We start from the raw sequence: 20,814 nt of genomic DNA, 5'->3' as shown, positions 1-20,814 counted from the left end.
CAATAACAATAGTTTCAATATTCATCTTGAATATTGAAATTATATAAAAACTACATCTTCAACATATACTAAACAAAATTACATCGAATGATCAGTGAATCATATTTTTTAACCGTATTCATTTAATTTAGATTAAATAGCAAGCAAATTATTATTTTTATTCAATAGTTTGTTTGATTGTTTTTTAAACACATTGAGTTTTAATATGGCATATTTTTCACACCTTTGTAAGAATCATCAAACTATTTCTTTGAAGTATGCTATTTATATAGACATGAATATTCTTAAAAAATTAAAAGCTTAATTTGAATGGATTAAAGGAGTTGCATATTGAGCAAACAATATCTTTCACATCGTTGTCTAATTGCACCACCTGAAATGGCAGATGATTTTTTTGCCAATACAGTCATTTATATCGCTCGACACGATGAAGAGGGTGCTCAAGGCATTATTATCAACCGACCTTCGGGGATTCAAGTCAAAGAACTTTTAAATGATCTTGAAATAGAAGCAGATAATGTTCATCCACATGAAGTGTTGCAAGGTGGCCCTTTACGTCCTGAAGCAGGCTTTGTGTTACATACAGGTCAACCGACTTGGCATTCGTCGATTGCTGTTGGGGAAAATCTGTGTATCACCACAAGTAAAGATATTTTAGATGCAATTGCCCATAATGAAGGCGTAGGACGCTATCAAATCGCGTTGGGCTATGCCAGTTGGACGAAGAACCAACTTGAAGGGGAAATTTCTCGTGGTGATTGGTTAGTCTGCGATTCTGATATGGATTTGGTATTTAATTTACCTTATACCGACCGTTGGGATGCTGCATATCGTAAAATAGGCATTGATCGTACTTGGTTATCTTCTGAGATTGGACATGCCTGATTTAAATCCACCGCAACAAGCTTCCTCACAAAATACTTCTCCAAAATTAATTATGGCTTTTGATTTTGGTACACAAAAAATGGGAATGGCGGTGGGTTCTTCACTGATTGAAAGTGCTACACCGCTTGCACTTTTCCCGATGAAAGATGGGATTCCAAATTGGGATGAACTTTTAAAAATTGTAAAACAGCATCAACCGAATTTATTTTTAGTCGGTTTACCGCTAAATATGGATGATTCTGAATCTGAATTATCGACCCGTGCGCGTAAATTTGCACGTCGTATTCGTCATCAAACCAATATTGAAACCTTCATGGTCGATGAGCGTCTTACCACCCGTGAAGCTCGTCATGAGTTAGATCATTATCAAGCACAAGGTCGTGGGAAAAAAATATCTGCGGATAGTATTGCTGCCGCTTTATTTATCGAAAGTTGGTATCGTAATCCTGAAGGGTTAGTGCCTTAATCAGATTGTTAAATGAATTGAAATGTCCAAATGAACTCAGCTAATTTCAAACATAAAATCTATTTGATTGAAGATTTTATTCAACTGGTCAAACAGAAGATTGAGCGCTCTGAAAAGTATGATCCTACTTTTTTCTATGCAATTTATACAAAAGAAGATTCTCTTTTCTTAGGGCAAAAAATTTTAATCAGCAACACTGTCAGTGTGTCGGATGATGATTCTGAAATCTATCCTGAAGATGTGATTGCACATAGATTTAGTTACTCATGTTCAGATGAAAATATTCAGGACGTTATCGATTTAGCTATACAACAAAAACCAAATGCGACAGATGGGGAACTGGTTCATGCTCTAAACCATTATTTAGAAAAAGATAATTTTCTGGATCTAAACTAATGATGTATTTATAAACTTCTCAGAGCCTTATTCAATAAAAAAACCCACCTCACGGTGGGTCAAAAGTTGAATGATCTGAATCAGTTTGAAGCTACTACTTTTTCGGTTTTTCCAAAATATGTACAGTCACGGTACGCCCTGCGACAAATGCTAATGAATCATGTGGAACATCATCTAAAACAATTTTTACAGGGACACGTTGCGCCAAACGAACCCAACTGAATGTAGGATTCACATTCGCCAATAAGCCTGAAGAAGTCGTCCGTTCACGGTCTTCAATACCTGAAGCAATCCCTTGAACATGCCCTTTGTATTTCTCAGAATCCCCCATCAACTGAATCGTTGCTGGATCACCCAAATGAATTTTATTGAGTTTAGTTTCTTCAAAATACCCGACTACATAAAGTTGTTTACGATCTAATAAAGCAGCTACAGCTTGTCCAACTTTGACATAATTCCCTGCGCGTAAATCAAAATTAGACAACGTCCCATCCGCTGGAGCAACCACCTCAGAACGTTGCATATTGAGCTGTGCCAAATGCACACTGCTGGTTGCTGCTTCAATTAAGGCTTTTTGCTGTTTAATATTGGCTTCGGCTTGTTGCACAGCTGCTTCAAGTTGCTGATGTTCAGCATGTGATTGATCACGTGTTGCAAACATTTGATCTTGCTCTTGTTTAGAGATTGCACCATCCATCAAGTTTGAATAGCGACTGGCATTTTTATCTGCAAGATTAATATTGGCTTTGGATTTGACAATATTAGCTCTGGCTTCTGCAAGCCCTGCTTCCGCTTCCGCCAATCCTGATTGTGCTTTTGCTAAATCTGACTTGGCTTGTTCAACATCCAAAGTTTGGCGTGCCAGATCAATTTTAAATAGAGTCTGCCCTTTTTTCACAGTTTGGTTATCTTGAACCATCACCTCAGTGACCAAACCCGCAATATCTGAGGACACTTGGATCACATCACCACGTACACGACCATCTCGTGTCCACGGTTCAGCATTGTAATAATTCCAAATATGTAGTCCACAAAAGATCGCGATGATGACCACCACAGCCAAAGAGACTGGGCGTATTACTTTACGCACATCAAACTTATTCATTTCACTTGTCCAATCATTAAACTTTTAAAACAACACAACACCTAGCAACCGATCACGACAATTAAGTGGTGATTTGAATCACCACCCAATGCAAAATCCATAAAATAATCAGATATAAGCTGATATTAAAAATACCAGGCAAAGCGATTAAATCTTTCTCAATCAAACGGTCTGTACCGATACAAACAAATTTCCAAATCACAAAGGCGATCACGGCTTGTATCAAAAATATCGGAACATAAATGCCATAAATGTTTAACTCACCCATATTCATGCTCCAATTAAAGTTGTTGTCGTTTGTGGTTCTGTTGCTTGAGTATCTACGACTGAAATATGGCAAATGCTATTGCGAATGTTATTGACTGAAATTTCAATACGATGGCGAATATCCTCATCCCCCACAGCTTGCGCATCTGCAACAACTTGAGAAAACTGTTGAATCAATTGATGTTGCAAAGCTTCATCAACTTGATAGCTTTCACGCTCACTTAACCACTGACTCAGTAGACTTTGTAATTTGGCAATAGACAGCGCAGTAATAGAATCCGCAGGCAGTTTTTTCATCAGCTCTTGTAAACGGGTTAAATCAATCGCAGCGCTGGATTCAATCAATGCCTTATTAATTTCCACTTTGAGATGTTCTGACTGAATCATCTTGGTATTCAGCACACCAATACGATCCAGAATACTGCGCAAATGTATTCTAAAACCTGTGCCATAAGGCATAAGAATGGTTTCACGCATCGCTTTATAATGTAGAGCGAGCATCCGTTGCACGGTCATTTCTGGTGACATTGCACGCACCATTTGTACCATGCATACCGCGATCACAGGTCCAATCACCGTACCAATAGACGCATCAAAGAATGTCACTTGATCCATGGCATAGCGATTTTGAAGATTTAAACCCATGATCGTGCTCATAATCAAAGGTAAGCCCAAACCATGTAAAGGTGGATGTAGGTACAACATCACACAGAACATGATGAATGGCGCCAAAACCAGTGCTAATTGCCAAAACGCTGTGATATGTGGAAAAATCCCATATGCATAAATAAAGACAAAGAATGCAGCGTAAATACTGGCACGAATAAACATTTTTAATGCAGGCACTGGATCATCTAAAAAGGTCAAAATACATGCACTGATCGCTGCCATTTCAGCCATCATAAAACCCATTTTCCAACCACTCAGTATCCAAAATGAGCACGCTATAAGTGTGGTAAGAAATGCAGATAAACCACCACGTACTGCAATACCATAATCACGATGTAAACTTGGATAGGCTGTGGTCAACGGTGTAATCGATTCAGGTAATGTACTATCACCTTTTTGGATGCGTTGCCAAATTAACTGTACGGCACGAACATTTTGAATAAAATGGCGAATATCCATTTTCAAACTGCCCAGAATAACTTGCTGTTCAGATGTTGCATGTAGCGCAATATTTTTAAAATCTGAATCAAAGTTCTCTGGTAAATGCTTTAATTCATGATCTTCTAAGTTTTTTTGCTGATCTAAAAACTGATCGATGCATTGATGGAATTCACGGAGATATGGACGATAATTTAAATCAATTTGATCAAGCTGTTTCATCCGTTCAGACATTGCAACCAGATTGGCAACCAACATCGTCATTTGATGTAATAACTCTTGTAGCGGTTTGGTCATGCCTTTAAATTTTGATTTTTCATAACTCAAATGCTCTGCCATGGTATGAATATCCGAGGTATCCCGTGTGATATTGGCTAAGAGTTGTGTGTAATTATCCAAATGTTTAGGATCGGATAAAATCGAATCAAAAGCTTGTTTAGTATCTGCTAAGGTTTTAGACACACGCATTTGTACCACAGGTCCAATATGCATCGGAAAGATCGTTGCGGATACCACAGAGCCACAAACCACGCCCAAAGAAATTTCTAAAAAGCGTCCGACCGCCATGTCAAAAATTGAAACCATATCAATATAATAAATCGAGTTAAAACAAATAATAACCGCGGTATATCCTGCCAACATCACCACATAACTTCGAGGTGAACGATCAATGAGTGAAAGATAGAGACAAATTCCGACCCAAGTTGCCAGTACAAAAACGAATAGCCACGGCGTATTGATCAAATGTGATGTGACGGCAAGTGCAAAAATCGCCCCAAATAATGTACCTAAAAGACGATAGATACTTTTTGAAGCCAACATACCTGAATAAGGGTTTGCTGTGACAAATACGGTACCAATCGCCCAAATCGGATAACTGAGGTTCAATTCAAAGGCGATATAAAGAGCCAACATCCCCGCAATAAAAGTTTTGCTCGCAAAAATCCAATCCAATTTATTGGGTCTAAAAGCCAATAGTGGTTTGATCAGTAACATTTTGCGCTCGCTATAACTTAAATTTTATTTGGCTTCTCCATTGCAATTTTTAACGGCTGTCCTTCGACTTAAAATCTCTGAAAGATACAGCGTCATTATTACAATTTTAGTTGCATACATCACATTTTGATTTTTTAGAGCGACCAAAAAACTGCACCATCTAAATCAATAAACAGTGAAGTTCGTAAAAAATTTAAATATGTGAATAAGCGAACAATAATATGAACATTCAATAGACTTCTTATTGAATGTTTTTGTTCAAATACAACGTTTGAGTAGAGAATGACTCAATTTATGCTGAAATTCTAAGCTTTTCTCAAAGTTTAACTTTCATCATTGGATATTCATATTGCTAATTTTTTCAAAAAAACACCTAAAAGTCAATATTAATATCTTATTTTGATAATTTATTATAATATATTTCGAATAAACATCACCCCATGGTGTACTTTTCTCAAAAACTACACCAAATTGAAAAATGTAGAATCATTTGCATTTACAATGCAAATTTGGCTGTTTTTTTCCGGACAATTTGTTATAACGTAACATTAATTTTTTATTTTTTGATTCTCACTAATTGAGTAGGTCATCAATGGCACTTTCAAGTTTTGGCAAAATTCTCACCGTATTGGATTTATTTTCGGTGTCTCGCCCTGTAATTAATGTTGATGTGATTTGTGAAGAACTTGGCTTATCAAAACCAACCAGCTATCGCTATCTGAAAGAATTAGTTTCAGCCGATATTTTGCAACGCTTAAATGGCACTTCAGGTGATTACACACTTGGACCTAAAATTGCAGTCATGGATTATATTTCCAGAACAACTGATCCTTTGGTTCAAATCAGTAAGCCTTTTATGCAGGAAATTTCAAACCGTACCGAATTGTGCTGTTTACTGACCCATTTGAATGATGACTATTGTATCGACATACATCATGAAGTGTACCGTGATGAAACTCTACTCTCGTATGGTCGTGGTTGCCCTCGCCCTGTGTTTATGGGTTCTTCACCTAAAGTCATCATGGCACATCTGCCAAAGCAGAAAATCCATGAATATTACACTCAATTTGCGACACAATTGGCAGAAGCTGGCTTTGCTGAAAACGAAGAAACCTTTGTCAATAAAATGAAAAAAATCAAGAAACAAGGTTACTATTTTTCACAAGGAGAATTAGATCCTAATGTTTCAGGGCTTTCTATTCCAATCAAATTTTCAAGTAAAGAAGCACCGATGGCATTGACCGTACTTGCTTCAAAAAACCGCTTTGAATTTTTAAACCTCCAAAAGCTGATCGAAACACTGCAAGATTCAGCATCGCAGATTGAAAAACGTTATCAAGCCTTATCTGCAAATGACCAACTGACTGAACTGCAACCTTAAACACATTGATAATTTAATATTTTGTAATATTTTTATCACTTGATTAAGTTTAAATATTCTCATAATATGATTATGTTCTTCAGTATTCCATGATATAAACATTGTTTTTACGAAAACAATGTTTCTTCAGAGTAAGAAAGCCTATGCCACCATTTGCATGGGCTTTTTTATACCCAATACTTTTACAATTGAATGTACTTTTCAGCCATAAAAATAATGCTTAAGGTAATTGGCGAAGCATACTGATTTATGAATAATCAAAAAACACTGTAGAAATTGAACAACAAAAAGTTGAGATGGAATTAGAGAAAATTATGAATATCCTCATTGTACATGCACACCCTGAACCACAGTCATTTACCACAGCGCTAAAAGATCATGCAATTCAAGTCTTAAAAGACTTAGGTCACCACGTTGAAGTATCTGATCTTTATGAAATGGATTTTAATCCTGTGGCATCTAAAGCAGACTTTCATAGTCGTGGCAATGCTGAATATTTAAACTATGCCTTAGAACAACGTCATTCATCCAAAACACATACGTTGACTGAAGATATTCAAGTCGAAGTCGAAAAAGTCCAACGTGCTGATTTGGTGATTCTAAACTTTCCAATGTATTGGACATCTATGCCTGCAATGTTAAAAGGCTGGATTGATCGCGTCTTTGTTTCAGGCATTTTCTATGGTGGCAAACGTTTTTATAATCATGGTGGGATGGTCGGTAAAAAAGCCATGCTCAGTTTTACCCTCGGTGGACGTGAACACATGTTTGGAGATCATGCGATTCATGGTTCGATTGAAGACCTGCTTTTACCCATTCAACGTGGAACTTTGGCTTATGCTGGCTTTGAAGTACTTCCACCTTTTGTTGCCTATCATGTCCCTTATATTTCAAATGAAGCTCGTCAACAAATGTTAGTGGATTACCAACAACATTTAAGCAATTTAGAAAATTTAAAAGCTTTAGAATTTCCGAAACTAGAGCAGTTTGATGACAAGCTTTATCCACTGCCTAAAGGATAGAATAATTTGAGTTCAATATGAATTTTCGTCAACATTCGATACGCGGAATCGTCCTTCGCAATTGTTTGAGGCAGGACACAATTCGTTCGTTAATGTTTTTGCGATAATTTTGATATATTTCGGTATCAGACGAGTTCTGCGAATGAGGAGCAACGCTCCGTAAGATGGTTTCCTTGCAAAGCTTCACTTCTCATTTTGCCTTATCAAAAGTAACTCGAACCTGAGCAAATTAAAGCATTGCTTTAACAAAGCGCAAGACGCAGTGGTTAGTCCTAATATATGAACAAAACCTATAAGACTCCGTCACAATGAATCTTATGAAAATTGCTAACTCTCTATTTCGATGTATTTGAATAAAAATAACGAAAAGTTAAATTCACACGAGGCTCAAAAATTCGTGTGGATTTCGCCAACATATGTTTCCAATAACGCTGAGTCTGCCCTTGCATCACAATCAACTGACCACTTTGCAATAACAAATCGACTTTTTCAGCTGTCCATTTATGCTTAAAACTAAACTTTCGAGTTGCACCCAAACTTAATGATGCAATCACCACCTCTTGCTCAGGCGAAACTAAAGATGGCTCATCATCACTATGCCAACCGACACCTTGCGTGCCATTTTCATATAAATTTGCCAAACAAGAATTATAAGAATGCCCTGTCAGCTTTTCGATGTGTTGTTTTAATCTGAATAATGCGGGATTCCACACATGTGCTTGTTTCGCCATCCCTGAGTAATGATATTGATAATTCTCATCACCGTACCAAACCACTTTTCGTTCAGTTTGAAAATATTGACCATGCAAATAGACTTCATCCTGTTGCCAAGCCAAATGCTGAAGAAAATAGTTTAAATACTTTTGGCTTTGCCCATCATCTAAAATTAAGCCATAGTCTTTCACGACCCCATCACTGGGTAGCAAATTATCATTTTGCTGTGGCTCAAAAAGTTCAAGATTCATGGCTTCAAATACGTTCTAACTTTATTTCACAATGAATCAATCCATTTAATGAAACAAGTGCTATTGTTTTACCAAATTTAACTGTTTTATCTACGAAGAATAAAAGGATATAGAAATGGGAGAATATGCGAATCAACCTTGGTACATTGAGGGAATTAGAAAATACTTAGAAGAATATGGCGAAGTACCACCACCATGGACTTTTGCTCCAGAATTTCATCCCTATAGTATGGGCTGGAGAATGGGTGCTGGTGAATCTCATCTCATGTTTTTAGGTGAATGGATGAGCCAACAGAAAATGAATTTTGATGAGAAAGTGGCTTATTTACATCGTTACCCTGCTCCACCACGTTGGTATCAATGGATAGCAAGCTTTCTTTGGGAAAATCTTCCTGATGATATGGAAGACGAAGATTACTTGTCTTATTTTGCAAAACTGGATGAATTAGGATTTAAACTTAGTCATCAATTTCAAGAAGATATTGATCGAGAAGACTTAGAGTAAATGGGAAAATTCCAAGTATTCCCATTTGTGACAATTCAAAACAATTCACAGACTTGTGACAAAAAAAATTCAGCCGTAGACTGCAATTAAGCTTCCCAATAAAAACAACTGTCTATGAATTTATGGCAACTCTTCCAAAAATTACGTCCATTTGTACGACCATACCGATGGCTCGTCATCATCACACTCGTACTGACTTTAATCGGTTCACTCACCGCACAGGTCAATGCGCTGACACTGAAATATGCCGTAGACAGTATCAATGAATTGCTCCAAACAGGACAAGGTTTAACGCAAGGTTGGCATATTCTCATCACCATTACAGCCGTATTATTGGGTAAAGAAATCATCAATGCCATTGTACAGTTTGGACAAAAATCCTTTGGTGAACGACTCAGAATTTTAATTTCACAAGATTTATCACAAGGCATTATTGAAAAATTTATTACTTATCGTTTAGCTTTTTTTGATCAACAAAACAACCAAGCAGGTAAATTACAAACCCGTATTGATCGTGGTGTGAGCTCTTTGACACGATTGGTGCAAATCTTTTTTATTGATATTTTACCGTTATTTACCAGTGCAATTATTGCGCTTGGGTTAATGTACTATGCCAATTTTTGGGTCGGCTTGGTCGCCACAATTATTGTTCCAATTTACTTCTGGCTGACCTATAAACAATCACAAAAACTCTCAGGTAAACGTCGTGCTCTGCGTGATAATTTTGAAAAAAAGAATCAAGGAATTTTGAGTATTATCAACTCGATTACGGTGATTAAATCATTTAATAAAGAAGCGGTAGAATCAACCAAACAATTGAATTTACAAAAATCTCTGACTGAAAATCAGATGCAGACACGTAAAACCAGTTACATCTTTGATGGTTTAAAAACCTTTATTGAACAAGTGGGTGTTGTCCTGATCATCATTCTCACCGCTTATTTTGTCCTTGCAGGTAAAATGAGCATCGGGATGATCATGTATCATGTGTTGTTATTTAATAACGTGTCTGCCCCGATTCGTTCTTTGCATCGAATTTATGATGAAATTAACTCAGCAATGATCTATTCAGAGAGCTTCTTTAATATTTTAGAAGCCGATAATGAAATAGAAAAAAGTGGTTCAAACAAGCCTGCCTTACATGGCAAATTTGAACTGGAAAATGTTAATTTTACCTATCCAAATGGTCATCAAGCTCTACATGGCATCAATATGACTATTCAACCGAATAAAATCACAGCATTGGTTGGGCTGTCTGGTGCAGGAAAATCAACGCTGATCAGTTTACTCGATAAGTTCTATACACCAAACTCGGGGTGCATCAAGCTTGATGGCATTGATCTCGAACAAATTGATACGCATTATTTACGTGAAAATATTGGCTTAGTGCTACAGAAAAATCATATTTTCCAAGGTTCTATTTTAGAAAATATTCGTTATGGTAAAACTGATGCCAGTAATGATGAAGTGATTCAAGCTGCAAAAAAAGCATCTATTCATGAGCAAATTTTAAAGCTTCCACATGCTTATGAAGCCGATGCACTTTTATTATCGGGCGGGCAACAACAACGCATTGCGCTCGCACGTATGTTCTTGAAGAATCCTCCGATTATCTTTTTAGATGAGCCGACTGCAAGTTTAGACGCGATTGCGACGGAACAAATCAAACAGAGTTTGGATGAGATCAAACAAGGACGTACTGTGATTATGATTTCACATAGTTTGTCGCAAATTATTGATGCGGATTATACCTATGTAATGAAAGATGGGCATATTGTAGAACACGGTGAACATCATCAGCTTTATCATCAAGAAGGAACGTATAAAGAGATTTTTGATGCAATGGCGAAGAGCTTAAATATTGAAAAAATTGCCAAAACTTTTGAAGATGATGCTGAGGAAGAAACGCATAGTTGATTGTCTAAGTATTTATTGAATGATGTACGTAGTGAGATAAAAACCCTACTCTAAACCTTGAAGAATATGGATACGCGAAAACGTCATCCGCAACTGTTTGAGGCAGGACTAAATATACAAGTTAATGTTTCTGTGATGTATTGAAAAATTTGACGGATGTTGACGAGTTTTGCGGTGAGGAGCAACGCTCCGCAAGGTGGTTTTCTTGCGAAGCTTCGCTTCTCATTTTTCCGAAAAAAAGTAAGGCGAGCCGCAGGCTAAACCCTAAATCCAAATACTTGATGTAAGACTCCGTCAAATAAGCTTTAAAATAGTTTTAAAAAGACATCTATCACATCAGTTATTAAGAATAAAAAAGCCACTCTATCGTCAGAATGGCTTTTCATTTGAAATTTATAAATGACCTTGTTATTTCCACTTTACCGCTTGGACTTCAACTTTCTTTTGTGTAGGTGCGTCACTGGTTGAACAACCGCAACCACCGCCACAGCCTGCAACCATGGCAGGTTGAATCCATTTTGCTAACCCATTCCAACCTTTTGATCGGCAAAATTGAGCAAGCTTAGAAAACACCGAATACGCTGACTTGGGAAATACTTTCTTAAATACGAAGATTGCACTCCAAATCACCAATGCTGTAATAATCAATAATTCAACCATTTCAAACTCCTCGCTGATTGTCCAAGACTTTGAACGCGATACGATAAAATCTAAGCGCCAAAGTAATGTGATGCAATTTGATAAGTAAAGAACGCCATCAAATAAGCCAAGCCAAATAGATAAGCTGTCATACCTGCCACTGTTTTCCATGAACCTGTTTCACGCTTGACAGTTGCCAGAGTCGCCAAACAATGTGGTGCATAGATAAACCAAACCAATAGTGACAAGCCTGTCGCCAACGACCAACTCAAGTCACCTTGACTAATCAATTGCGATAAACCTTGGGTCACCGCATCTTCGTCTGTTGCAGACAACGCATAGACCACACCTAAAGATGCCACTAAGACTTCACGTGCTGCCATCGCAGGAATCAATGCAATACAAATCTGCCAATTAAAACCAATCGGTGCAAAAATCGGTTGCATCAAATGCCCTAACATCCCTGCAAATGAATAGTCGATTGCAGGTAAAGTTCCACCTTCAGGTGGTTGTGGGAAAGTACACAAGAACCAGAGCAAAATAGATAAAGCGAAGATGATGCCACCCACACGCTTTAAGAAGATCTTGGCACGGTCAAGCAAACCAATCCACACGCTTTTCACATCAGGAATACGATAGCTTGGAAGCTCCATTAACAACGCATGTTCAGACTTATCCTTTTGGAAGAACTTCAACACGGTTGCCACGATCAAGGCACTCACGATCCCAGACATATAGAGCGCGAAAAGCACCAAACCCTGTAAATTTAGAAAACCCCAAACCGTTTGTGACGGAATAAAGGCAGCAATTAACAAGGCATATACAGGCAAACGAGCCGAACAGGTCATTAATGGCGCAACAAAAATCGTGGTTAAACGATCTCGTGGATCACTAATACTACGTGTCGCCATAATCCCCGGTACGGCGCAAGCAAAACTTGAAAGCAAAGGAATAAATGAACGACCACTTAAGCCTGCTTTAAACATCAGCTTATCTAAGAGAAATGCTGCACGAGGTAAATAACCTGATTCTTCTAAAACAAGAATAAAGAAGAATAAGATCAAAATCTGTGGCAAGAACACCACAACACCACCCGCCCCTGCAATCACACCGTCAACAACAAGACTATTCAGCAAAGGTGCAGAAATGAATTGACCGACAAACTCACCTAACCAAGCAAATCCATCTTCAATCAAAGTCATGATCGGTTCTGCCCAAGCAAACACCGCTTGGAATACCACAAACATCATCAATGCTAAACTTGCTAAGCCTAATACAGGATGCAAGAAAATTTTATCAAGAAAATCCGTACGCTTATCTTCATGATCAACAAAAATCACTACATCTCTTAAGATTTGGTCGACTTTGTCATGATTTGAACCCGTCAAAATCACATCACTCAGCGCCACATCAGGTGTACGGAATTTCTCTTGATCTAAAGCTGCCATGAGGTTTTCAATACCCGCATTACGCACGGCAACTGTTTCAACCACTGGGATGCCTAAACGTTGTGACAGTTTTTCAGTATTGATTTGCATGCCACGACGACGTGCTTCATCCATCATGTTGAGTACAAGTAGAATCGGCTTGCCCTGTTCAATCACTTCAAGAACTAAACCCAAGTGCAGTTTTAAGTTGGTTGCATCAACCACACACAGAAAAGCATCTTGTTCTTGCTCATCTGCAATTTTACCTAAAATCACATCACGGGTAATTTCTTCATCAGGACTGGTCGCATTTAAACTATACGTTCCTGGCAAATCGAGTACACGTACAGCACGCGAAGAAGGTAAAGTAAATGCACCCACTTTTCGTTCAACCGTCACACCTGCATAGTTAGCAACTTTTTGACGTGTTCCTGTTAAATGGTTGAAAAGTGAAGTTTTACCGCAGTTCGGATTCCCGACCAAAGCGACTCTTAATGTTTCGCTCATACAGTCGCTCCTTGCACAACTTCTTGAATTTCAATACGTGCTGCTTCAACCTTACGTAAAGCAAAACGAGTAAAACCGATTTGAATTAAAATAGGATCTCCACCGAAAATACCTTTCGTGATCACTTGTACTTGCGTGCCAGGCACAAAACCTAGTGTTTCCAAACGACTCGCCACTAAATCTGGCTGATTGACATTATCAGAAACGGTACGATTGACCTTGCTGATAATGGCAGTTTGCTTTACTTTTAAGTCTGACAAACGCACTGCGATTAACCCTGAAATTAATACGATATTCAGTTTATTATACATACAAATGAGAATAATTACCAAATAAGGTTTGATTCCAATTCTCATTTCCAAACAGCGTTCGACTTATCTTTTTTTTTAGTCTACATTTCCACAATAAATCTCTAATTCTCTTGACCAAAGCTATGCTCAATAAGAAACCACGTATCCCCACTGCGGTAACCATTCCTGAAAATTTAAGCTTTTTACAGGGATTTCGTGACTACTTAATTGCGCAAACGGTCAGTCCGCATACAAGAAATGCCTATTTATCCGACTTAATTCAATGTAGTGAATGTGTAACAGCCTACCTGCCCGATTGGACGCATGACGATATTTCAGACGTTTTGATTGAATTGACTAAACAAGGTAAAAGCCCGCGTTCGATTGCTCGTTCATTGTCTGCACTTAGAGCTTTTTTTAAATTTTTACGTGAACAAAAAATCCGTTTGGACAATCCTGTTGCAGCCCATAAAACGCCAAAACTTGGACGTGCATTGCCTAAAGATTTATCTGAACAAGATGTAGAAGCACTGATCCAAGCGCCCGATGTCAGCACCGCGCTCGGTTTACGTGACCGAGCTATGTTTGAAGTACTTTATGCATGTGGCTTACGTGTTTCTGAATTGTTAAATCTCAGACTGGATCTGATTAACCTCAAACAAGGTTATTTAAGAATCACAGGGAAAGGCAATAAAGAGCGACTGGTTCCTTTAGGTGAGGTTGCGTGTGAATGGGTTGAAAAATATTTAGTAGAATCTCGTCCACAGCTCTATAAATCAGCGACTGATTATCTTTTCCTTACTCAGCATGGTGGCATCATGAGTCGGCAAAATTTTTGGTATGCGATTAAGCGCTATGCGCTACAGGCAGGGATTCAAGCAGAACTTTCACCACATACCATGCGCCACGCCTTTGCCACTCATTTACTCAATCACGGTGCAGATTTACGTGTGGTGCAGATGTTATTGGGACATAGTGATCTATCAACAACACAGATTTACACCCATGTCGCTCAAGTTCGTATGCAACAACTACATGAAAAATATCATCCAAGAGCTTAGTTTTTTATAAAATATGAAAATAGGGTTGTATATCGTCAATTTACATCCCTTAATCAAGTTTTAACGTACAACAATAAAAATTTTGCTATGCTATTTTCCTCAAAACGGGTTTGTTAAAACCACGTAAAAAAACACAAAGAGTTATTTTATGCTATTAAATCGTTCAAAATTGATGCTCGCTTGCCTCATTGCAGGCTCTATCTCCGTGAGTGCTTGCTCAAAAAACCAAGACTCTAAAAAAGATGACACCTTGACTGCAACTGCGCCTGCCACTGGTGAAGCTTCAAATTTAACTGATCGTGATACCAAGCAAAAACTCATTCAAACCTTACAAGCCAATTTTCAGAAAGCGGGTGTTAAAGCCAAGATTTTAGATGCAAAGCCTACTGAGATGCCAAATCTGTATTGGATCAGCATGGAAGGTATGTCGTCAGTTTATGCAACGGCTGATGGAAAATTCTTAATCCAAGGCGATGTCATCCGTTTAGGTGGTAAAGAACTCAGTAGTATTGGTGATTCACTACAAGCTGCCGAAAATAAAAAGCATTTATCACAATTAAAAACTGAAGATTTATTGGTCTACCCCGCTAAAGGCAAAACCAAACACGTGATCTACGTCTTTACTGATGCAAGTTGTCCATATTGTCATAAATTACATGAACATATTCCTGAGATTAATGCCAAAGGCATCGAAGTTCGTTATATCGCATGGCCGCGTGGTGAACAATTTATGCCTGCGATGGAAAGTGTTTGGTGTAGCCCAAATCGTCAAACCGCATTTGATCAGGCGATTACAGGCGCGCAACTTCCACCTGCAACATGTCAAAATCCTGTGCGTGCCCAGTATGAACTTGGCTTGAAAATGGGCGTGAATGGTACACCTGCAATTTACAATGTAGAGGGTGAACATATCGGTGCATATATGACTGCAGATGAAATTGAAAGCCGTTTAAATAAATAATTTTTATCAGTAAATTTACAATAATTTATATATAAATAATTATTGTTTTCTGCTGAACATAAAGATGCGTCAGGCTCTAGAGTCTGGCGCATTTTTTAGCTATGATCTAAGCTTATTAAAATTTATATGCATAATTGGAGTGTGACGTGAAACCAGTTCGTCTGGCAATACTCGGTCTTGGAACCGTAGGCGGTGGTGCCCTTAAACTACTACAAGAAAACGCTGCTGAAATTAGACGTCGCACCGGTCGTGAAATTCAAATTACCCATGTGGGTACTCGTCGTCCACGTCCTGATTTAAATTTACCAGACAGCGTGAAACAAAGCGCCGATCTTCTTGATATTGTTCGTCAGCCTGATGTTGATGTCGTTGTAGAAGTCATGGGTGGGATTCACCCAGCTTATGAAGTGATTATGGAAGCCATTAAACATGGCAAACAAGTCGTGACTGCCAACAAAGCACTACTTGCTGAACATGGTAATGAACTGTTCAAAGCTGCTGATGATCATCATGTACAGATCGCTTATGAAGCTGCGGTTGCGGGCGGTATTCCAATTATCAAAGTCATCCGTGAAGGTTTGGCTGCCAATAAAATCGAATGGCTTGCTGGAATCATCAACGGTACAGGTAACTTTATCCTCACAGAAATGAGTGAAAAAGGTCGTGCTTTTGACGATGTCCTCAAAGAAGCACAAGAACTTGGCTATGCCGAAGCTGATCCAACCTTTGATGTTGAAGGGATCGATGCTGCACATAAGCTCACGATTCTTGCTTCATGTGCATTTGGTATTCCACTGCAATTTGACAAAGTGTATACCGAAGGTATTACCAAAGTGACTGCTCAAGATGTCAAATATGCTGAAGAACTTGGCTATAACATCAAACACTTGGGTATCGCGCGTCGTTCTGCGAAAGGCATCGAATTACGTGTACATCCAACTTTAATTCCTGCTGAAGAACTCATTGCCAATGTAAACGGCGTAAAAAATGCAGTTCTGGTACAAGCCAATGCTGTTGGTCCAACATTGTACTATGGCGCAGGTGCCGGCGCAGGTCCTACTGCTTCTGCTGTCGTTGCTGATGTGGTAGATATTGTTCGTGACATCATTTATACCGAAGATGGTGCTGGTACGATTCCACAATTGGCGTTTGAAGCACTGTCAGATTTGCCAATTTTGCCTAGCGAAGAAATGACCACTGGCTACTATATCCGTATCAATGCTGAAGACCAGACTGGCGTACTTGCAGATGTAACAACAATTTTAAGCCGTGCGGGTATCGGTATTGATGCCATCATGCAACAGCCACGTCTAAAAGATTTGATTCCTATCGTGATTTTGACTGATCCAATCCAAGAATCAGTGATGAATAACGTACTTTCTCAAATTCAAGCTTTACCGACTATTCATGGCGAAATCGTACGAATTCGTTTAGAATTGCTTGATAACTAATCGGGTTGGGGAGTGATGAACTCCTCACCAGCTCCACTCATAAATTTGGAACACCATCATGTCTACTGCCAATCGCTATACAGGACTTGTTGATCGCTATCGTGACCGCTTACCAGTATCTAAAACTACACGTGCTATTTCTTTAAATGAAGGGAATACCCCGCTCATTAAATTAGACAATATTCCACGTCTTATTGGTAAAAACGTTGAAATTTATGTGAAGTACGAAGGTTTAAACCCGACTGGTTCATTTAAAGACCGTGGTATGACCATGGCTGTAACAAAAGCAGTTGAAGAAGGCTCAAAAGCGATTATCTGTGCATCTACAGGGAATACTTCTGCTGCTGCGGCGGCTTATGCTGCACGTGCGGGCATCAAAGCGTTTGTTTTAATCCCAGAAGGCAAAATTGCAATGGGTAAAATGGCGCAGTCAATGATGTACGGCGCTGTGACTTTACAAATTCACGGTAACTTCGATGACGGCATGCGTCTGGTTAAAGAAGTGGCTGATCAGGCACCTGTAACGATTGTAAACTCAATCAACCCTTACCGTTTGCAAGGTCAAAAAACCATTGCTTACGAAATCGTAGATGCTTTAGGTCGTGCGCCTGATTACCACTGCTTACCAGTCGGTAATGCGGGCAACATCACTGCTCACTGGATGGGTTATACCGAAGCTTTAACTGAAAATTTCAGCTTTGAAAAAGACCAAGTGGTTTATGATGCAGAAGCGGATGCTTTCACGGGTCAAAAACCAGCGGGTCGCCCAACAATGGTCGGTTACCAAGCTTCTGGTGCTGCACCATTCTTACGTGGTGGTCCAGTTGAAAACCCTGAAACAGTTGCAACTGCAATCCGTATCGGTAATCCACAAAGCTTTAACCATGCCAAAGCGGTTGTTCGTGACTCAAACGGTTGGTTTGATGAATTGACTGATGCTGAAATCTTAGAAGCACAGCGTATGCTTTCAATGTATGAAGGCGTGTTTGTTGAACCTGCTTCTGCTGCATCTATCGGTGGTGCGATCCGTGATATTAAAGCAGGTAAAATTGCTGAAGGTTCTGTGATCGTATGTACCGTAACAGGTAACGGCTTGAAAGACCCTGATACAGCAATCAAACAATGTGCAGATGCTGTTATGTTGTCGATTGACGCTGAATTGAATCAAGTTCGTGATTCTATTCTTTCAAATATGTAAGATTTAAATCATTAAAAAACCTGCCAAGTGCAGTAATGTTGATCCGTTAAATAAAATATTTAAAAATCTCCCCTAACCCCTCTTTAAAAAAGAGGGGAACTTACCGGAACTAAAACAATTTTAGTAATGGAAAGCTCCCTCCTTTGAAAAAGGAGGGTTGGGGAGGATTTAAAGAATTCTTAACAGGCTTGCATTACCAATTGCAGGTTTTTTTATCGCTCGAATTTAAATATAAAACTTATCAATACAAAACTTAATACATAAAAAAACGCCCCTTAAACTTAAGAGGCGATTCACTAAAAAGTTAACTTTAAAATAAAATCATACTTAAAAAATAGCTTAAATACGTTTTGGTAAATGACTCACCCAGTTTAAAAGATTTGTAGCATCGTTAGTACGTGCTTGAGACGTACTTGCACCCAATAACACCACAACAGCTGGACGACTATTCACTGTCGTATGCATCACAACACAGCGCCCTGCTTCGTTAATATAACCTGTTTTTGAAATATTAATATTCCAACCACCATTACGCACCAGTGCATTGGTATTGTTTGATTTCAATACACGATAGCCCAAATTGAAGTCATAATGCGCTGTAGTCGAGAATTGACGAATTAAGCCATATTGGGATGATGCACTGACTAAAATCCCAAGATCGCGCGCAGAAGAGATATTACGAGGGTCTAAACCAGTAGACTCGACATAGTGTGTTGAGTTCATCCCCAATTGACGCGCTTTACTATTCATTGCAGCAATAAAAGCCTGTCGACCACCTGGATAAGTACGTGCTAAAGCCGCCGCCGCAGGATTCTCAGATTTCATCAAAGCCACCAAAAGCATTTCTGCACGATTCATCGTGTCACCTGCTTTTAGCGTAGAACTTGAGTTCTTCCCCCCAGCACCAGCAAAATCAATTTGTTGCAATGTGATGTCTTCAGACATATTCAAACGAGCATCTGCCGTAATCACCGCTGTCATAAGCTTGGTAATCGAAGCAATAGGTAATGCCATATTGGTATTTTTACTGTATAGCACTTCACCTGTATTTGCATCCATCACCAAAGCAGCACGAGCATTGACAGATGGCTGACTGCTATAGTTATTGGTATCATAAATCTGTGCAGATCTATTATTCAAAGTTACAGGTGCTGTATTTGAAGTGCGCAAAGTTGTGGTATAAGTTGTTGAACCTTTAGGTGAAATATCTTCACCATCATCATCAACAGAATCCCCATTCAGTAACTGACTAGCATCTGAAGACGACCAACTCACACTCGCTTGTCCGCTTCCTCCCGTTGAATTCATAATGATTTCAGCAAAACCAGTTGAACTCATACTGAGTAGCACTGACAAACTCAGCACATGCATTAACGTTTTTTTTGATTTTTTCACGATAACTTACTCATCCTTTGGGAGGTATTCACAAACTTGCTAATTACCTCAAATATGACTTACATTTACACTCAATCGTGACTATATTAAAACAAATATTTCAATCACAATGTATTGTGCATAAATATTGAATGGATATTAGGAATAGCATTGCCAATTTTGTTATGTCTTTGCAAGTATTTTTTGCTTTATGTAACAAAAATATTGATATTTAGAATGAAAAGGAGGTGTAAGTGATTACTGTTTTAGTGGTAGATGACCATGAATTAGTAAGAACAGGCATCTGCAGAATGTTAGAAGATCAAATTGATATTCAAGTCATTGGGCAAGCAGAATCAGGCGAAGAAGCCATCACCATCGTTAGACAACAACATCCTAACGTCGTTTTATTAGATGTAAATATGCCTGGAATCGGTGGTGTTGAAACAACCCGCCGTTTATTACAAACTGCACCAGATACCAAAGTTCTAGCAGTCAGTGGCTTGGCTGAAGAACCTTACCCTTCCTTGCTCTTAAAGGCAGGTGCACGTGGCTATATCACCAAAGGTGCACCCATTACGGAAATGGTTCGAGCAATTAAAAAAGTCATGCAAGGTGGTAAATACTTCAGTGCGGATATTGCTGAACAACTTGCCAGTTCATATCTTTCAGATACACAGACCTCACCTTTTGATGCACTGTCTGAACGTGAAATGCAAGTTGCCATGATGGTTGTGAATTGTGTCAGCGCACAAGAAATTTCAGACAAACTTTTCGTGAGTGTCAAAACAGTCAATACTTATCGTTATCGTATCTTTGAAAAACTCGGGATTGATAGCGACGTTAAATTAACCCACCTCGCAATTCGTTATGGTTTGATCAAACCATAAATGA

Annotated in this window: 20 protein-coding genes; 12 read left to right on the top strand and 8 right to left on the bottom strand. The window is 38.7% G+C overall.

Annotated elements, in window-relative coordinates:
- Positions 1-330 precede the first annotated feature (330 nt).
- Genes BEN71_RS02075 through BEN71_RS02065 form a run of 3 tightly spaced genes read left to right on the top strand, consistent with a single transcriptional unit; the run spans position 331 to position 1,747 of the window.
- Positions 331-885 (top strand): YqgE/AlgH family protein, encoded by a 555-nt coding sequence (locus BEN71_RS02075; protein ID WP_068973855.1) that lies wholly within the window; start codon positions 331-333, stop codon positions 883-885.
- Positions 878-1,351, top strand: a complete 474-nt coding sequence (gene ruvX / locus BEN71_RS02070; RefSeq protein ID WP_068973856.1) for a Holliday junction resolvase RuvX — start codon at positions 878-880, stop codon at positions 1,349-1,351. Before BEN71_RS02075 ends, ruvX begins: the two co-directional genes overlap by 8 nt.
- Positions 1,352-1,381: 30 nt before the next feature.
- Positions 1,382-1,747, top strand: a complete 366-nt coding sequence (locus BEN71_RS02065) for a DUF7716 domain-containing protein (protein WP_068973857.1) — start codon at positions 1,382-1,384, stop codon at positions 1,745-1,747.
- Between the two features lie 94 nt (positions 1,748-1,841).
- Here the strand turns inward: BEN71_RS02065 and BEN71_RS02060 are convergent, their stop codons facing one another.
- The 3 genes from BEN71_RS02060 to BEN71_RS02050 form a co-directional block, all read right to left on the bottom strand.
- Complete coding sequence (locus BEN71_RS02060) at positions 1,842-2,852, bottom strand: HlyD family secretion protein (protein WP_068973858.1); 1,011 nt, start codon at positions 2,850-2,852, stop codon at positions 1,842-1,844.
- A gap of 61 nt (positions 2,853-2,913) precedes the next feature.
- Positions 2,914-3,120 (bottom strand): DUF1656 domain-containing protein, encoded by a 207-nt coding sequence (locus tag BEN71_RS02055; RefSeq protein WP_068973859.1) that lies wholly within the window; start codon positions 3,118-3,120, stop codon positions 2,914-2,916.
- 2 nt (positions 3,121-3,122) lie between these two features.
- Entirely contained in the window at positions 3,123-5,222 is a 2,100-nt protein-coding gene (locus BEN71_RS02050; RefSeq protein ID WP_068973860.1) for an FUSC family protein, read from the bottom strand.
- Positions 5,223-5,814: 592 nt separating this feature from the next.
- On the opposite strand from BEN71_RS02050, the gene BEN71_RS02045 reads away from it, so the two are divergent.
- Positions 5,815-6,603 (top strand): IclR family transcriptional regulator, encoded by a 789-nt coding sequence (locus tag BEN71_RS02045; RefSeq protein ID WP_068973861.1) that lies wholly within the window; start codon positions 5,815-5,817, stop codon positions 6,601-6,603.
- A 314-nt stretch (positions 6,604-6,917) separates the two neighbouring features.
- Positions 6,918-7,625, top strand: coding sequence for an NAD(P)H-dependent oxidoreductase (locus BEN71_RS02040; protein WP_068973862.1), 708 nt, complete (start codon positions 6,918-6,920; stop codon positions 7,623-7,625).
- 335 nt (positions 7,626-7,960) lie between these two features.
- Here BEN71_RS02040 and BEN71_RS02035 read toward each other — a convergent pair whose 3' ends face one another.
- A complete protein-coding gene (locus BEN71_RS02035; protein WP_068973863.1) occupies positions 7,961-8,590 on the bottom strand; it encodes an alpha-ketoglutarate-dependent dioxygenase AlkB family protein in 630 nt (209 codons plus the stop codon).
- Between the two features lie 115 nt (positions 8,591-8,705).
- Here BEN71_RS02035 and BEN71_RS02030 point away from each other — a divergent pair, with 115 nt between their 5' ends.
- Together BEN71_RS02030 and BEN71_RS02025 are read left to right on the top strand one after the other, a co-directional pair.
- Positions 8,706-9,095, top strand: coding sequence for a hypothetical protein (locus BEN71_RS02030; protein WP_068973864.1), 390 nt, complete (start codon positions 8,706-8,708; stop codon positions 9,093-9,095).
- 114 nt (positions 9,096-9,209) lie between these two features.
- The gene (locus tag BEN71_RS02025) at positions 9,210-11,012 is read left to right on the top strand and encodes an ABC transporter ATP-binding protein (protein WP_068973865.1); all 1,803 of its coding nucleotides are present in this window, start codon (positions 9,210-9,212) and stop codon (positions 11,010-11,012) included.
- A gap of 408 nt (positions 11,013-11,420) precedes the next feature.
- On the opposite strand, the gene BEN71_RS02020 is transcribed toward BEN71_RS02025, so the two are convergent.
- Genes BEN71_RS02020 through BEN71_RS02010 form a run of 3 tightly spaced genes read right to left on the bottom strand, consistent with a single transcriptional unit; the run spans position 11,421 to position 13,851 of the window.
- Positions 11,421-11,672, bottom strand: coding sequence for a DUF6587 family protein (locus BEN71_RS02020; RefSeq protein ID WP_068973866.1), 252 nt, complete (start codon positions 11,670-11,672; stop codon positions 11,421-11,423).
- 50 nt (positions 11,673-11,722) lie between these two features.
- The gene (gene feoB / locus BEN71_RS02015) at positions 11,723-13,585 is read right to left on the bottom strand and encodes a ferrous iron transporter B (protein WP_068973867.1); all 1,863 of its coding nucleotides are present in this window, start codon (positions 13,583-13,585) and stop codon (positions 11,723-11,725) included.
- Complete coding sequence (locus BEN71_RS02010) at positions 13,582-13,851, bottom strand: FeoA family protein (RefSeq protein ID WP_068973924.1); 270 nt, start codon at positions 13,849-13,851, stop codon at positions 13,582-13,584. Before BEN71_RS02010 ends, feoB begins: the two co-directional genes overlap by 4 nt.
- A 167-nt stretch (positions 13,852-14,018) precedes the next feature.
- Between BEN71_RS02010 and xerD the strand changes: the two genes are divergently transcribed.
- From xerD to thrC, 4 genes are all read left to right on the top strand, one after another.
- A complete protein-coding gene (gene xerD / locus BEN71_RS02005) occupies positions 14,019-14,936 on the top strand; it encodes a site-specific tyrosine recombinase XerD (RefSeq protein ID WP_068973868.1) in 918 nt (305 codons plus the stop codon).
- Positions 14,937-15,084: 148 nt separating this feature from the next.
- Positions 15,085-15,897: a DsbC family protein gene (locus BEN71_RS02000; protein WP_068973869.1), complete on the top strand. Its 813-nt coding sequence runs from the start codon at positions 15,085-15,087 to the stop codon at positions 15,895-15,897.
- A gap of 146 nt (positions 15,898-16,043) precedes the next feature.
- A complete protein-coding gene (locus tag BEN71_RS01995; RefSeq protein ID WP_068973870.1) occupies positions 16,044-17,348 on the top strand; it encodes a homoserine dehydrogenase in 1,305 nt (434 codons plus the stop codon).
- 58 nt (positions 17,349-17,406) lie between these two features.
- Entirely contained in the window at positions 17,407-18,546 is a 1,140-nt protein-coding gene (thrC, locus tag BEN71_RS01990; protein ID WP_068973871.1) for a threonine synthase, read from the top strand.
- Positions 18,547-18,885: 339 nt separating this feature from the next.
- On the opposite strand, the gene pbpG is transcribed toward thrC, so the two are convergent.
- Positions 18,886-19,941, bottom strand: coding sequence for a D-alanyl-D-alanine endopeptidase PBP7/8 (gene pbpG / locus BEN71_RS01985; RefSeq protein ID WP_068973872.1), 1,056 nt, complete (start codon positions 19,939-19,941; stop codon positions 18,886-18,888).
- 233 nt (positions 19,942-20,174) lie between these two features.
- Between pbpG and gacA the strand changes: the two genes are divergently transcribed.
- The gene (gene gacA, locus BEN71_RS01980) at positions 20,175-20,810 is read left to right on the top strand and encodes a response regulator transcription factor GacA (protein ID WP_068973873.1); all 636 of its coding nucleotides are present in this window, start codon (positions 20,175-20,177) and stop codon (positions 20,808-20,810) included.
- Positions 20,811-20,814: the final 4 nt, after the last annotated feature.

Source organism: Acinetobacter wuhouensis (genome assembly GCF_001696605.3).
GTDB classification, from domain to species: Bacteria; Pseudomonadota; Gammaproteobacteria; order Pseudomonadales; family Moraxellaceae; genus Acinetobacter; species Acinetobacter wuhouensis.
This window is presented reverse-complemented; position numbering and strand designations above follow the sequence as displayed.

Coding starts and splice junctions, on each gene's coding strand:
- BEN71_RS02035 (WP_068973863.1), bottom strand. CDS start 8,590: ATGAATCTTGAACTTTTTGAGCCACAGCAAAATGATAATTTGCTACCC.
- BEN71_RS02055 (WP_068973859.1), bottom strand. CDS start 3,120: ATGGGTGAGTTAAACATTTATGGCATTTATGTTCCGATATTTTTGATA.
- BEN71_RS02040 (WP_068973862.1), top strand. CDS start 6,918: ATGAATATCCTCATTGTACATGCACACCCTGAACCACAGTCATTTACC.
- BEN71_RS02065 (WP_068973857.1), top strand. CDS start 1,382: ATGAACTCAGCTAATTTCAAACATAAAATCTATTTGATTGAAGATTTT.
- BEN71_RS02025 (WP_068973865.1), top strand. CDS start 9,210: ATGAATTTATGGCAACTCTTCCAAAAATTACGTCCATTTGTACGACCA.
- ruvX (WP_068973856.1), top strand. CDS start 878: ATGCCTGATTTAAATCCACCGCAACAAGCTTCCTCACAAAATACTTCT.
- thrC (WP_068973871.1), top strand. CDS start 17,407: ATGTCTACTGCCAATCGCTATACAGGACTTGTTGATCGCTATCGTGAC.
- BEN71_RS02045 (WP_068973861.1), top strand. CDS start 5,815: ATGGCACTTTCAAGTTTTGGCAAAATTCTCACCGTATTGGATTTATTT.
- feoB (WP_068973867.1), bottom strand. CDS start 13,585: ATGAGCGAAACATTAAGAGTCGCTTTGGTCGGGAATCCGAACTGCGGT.
- xerD (WP_068973868.1), top strand. CDS start 14,019: ATGCTCAATAAGAAACCACGTATCCCCACTGCGGTAACCATTCCTGAA.
- BEN71_RS02050 (WP_068973860.1), bottom strand. CDS start 5,222: ATGTTACTGATCAAACCACTATTGGCTTTTAGACCCAATAAATTGGAT.
- BEN71_RS02000 (WP_068973869.1), top strand. CDS start 15,085: ATGCTATTAAATCGTTCAAAATTGATGCTCGCTTGCCTCATTGCAGGC.
- BEN71_RS02020 (WP_068973866.1), bottom strand. CDS start 11,672: ATGGTTGAATTATTGATTATTACAGCATTGGTGATTTGGAGTGCAATC.
- BEN71_RS02030 (WP_068973864.1), top strand. CDS start 8,706: ATGGGAGAATATGCGAATCAACCTTGGTACATTGAGGGAATTAGAAAA.
- BEN71_RS02060 (WP_068973858.1), bottom strand. CDS start 2,852: ATGAATAAGTTTGATGTGCGTAAAGTAATACGCCCAGTCTCTTTGGCT.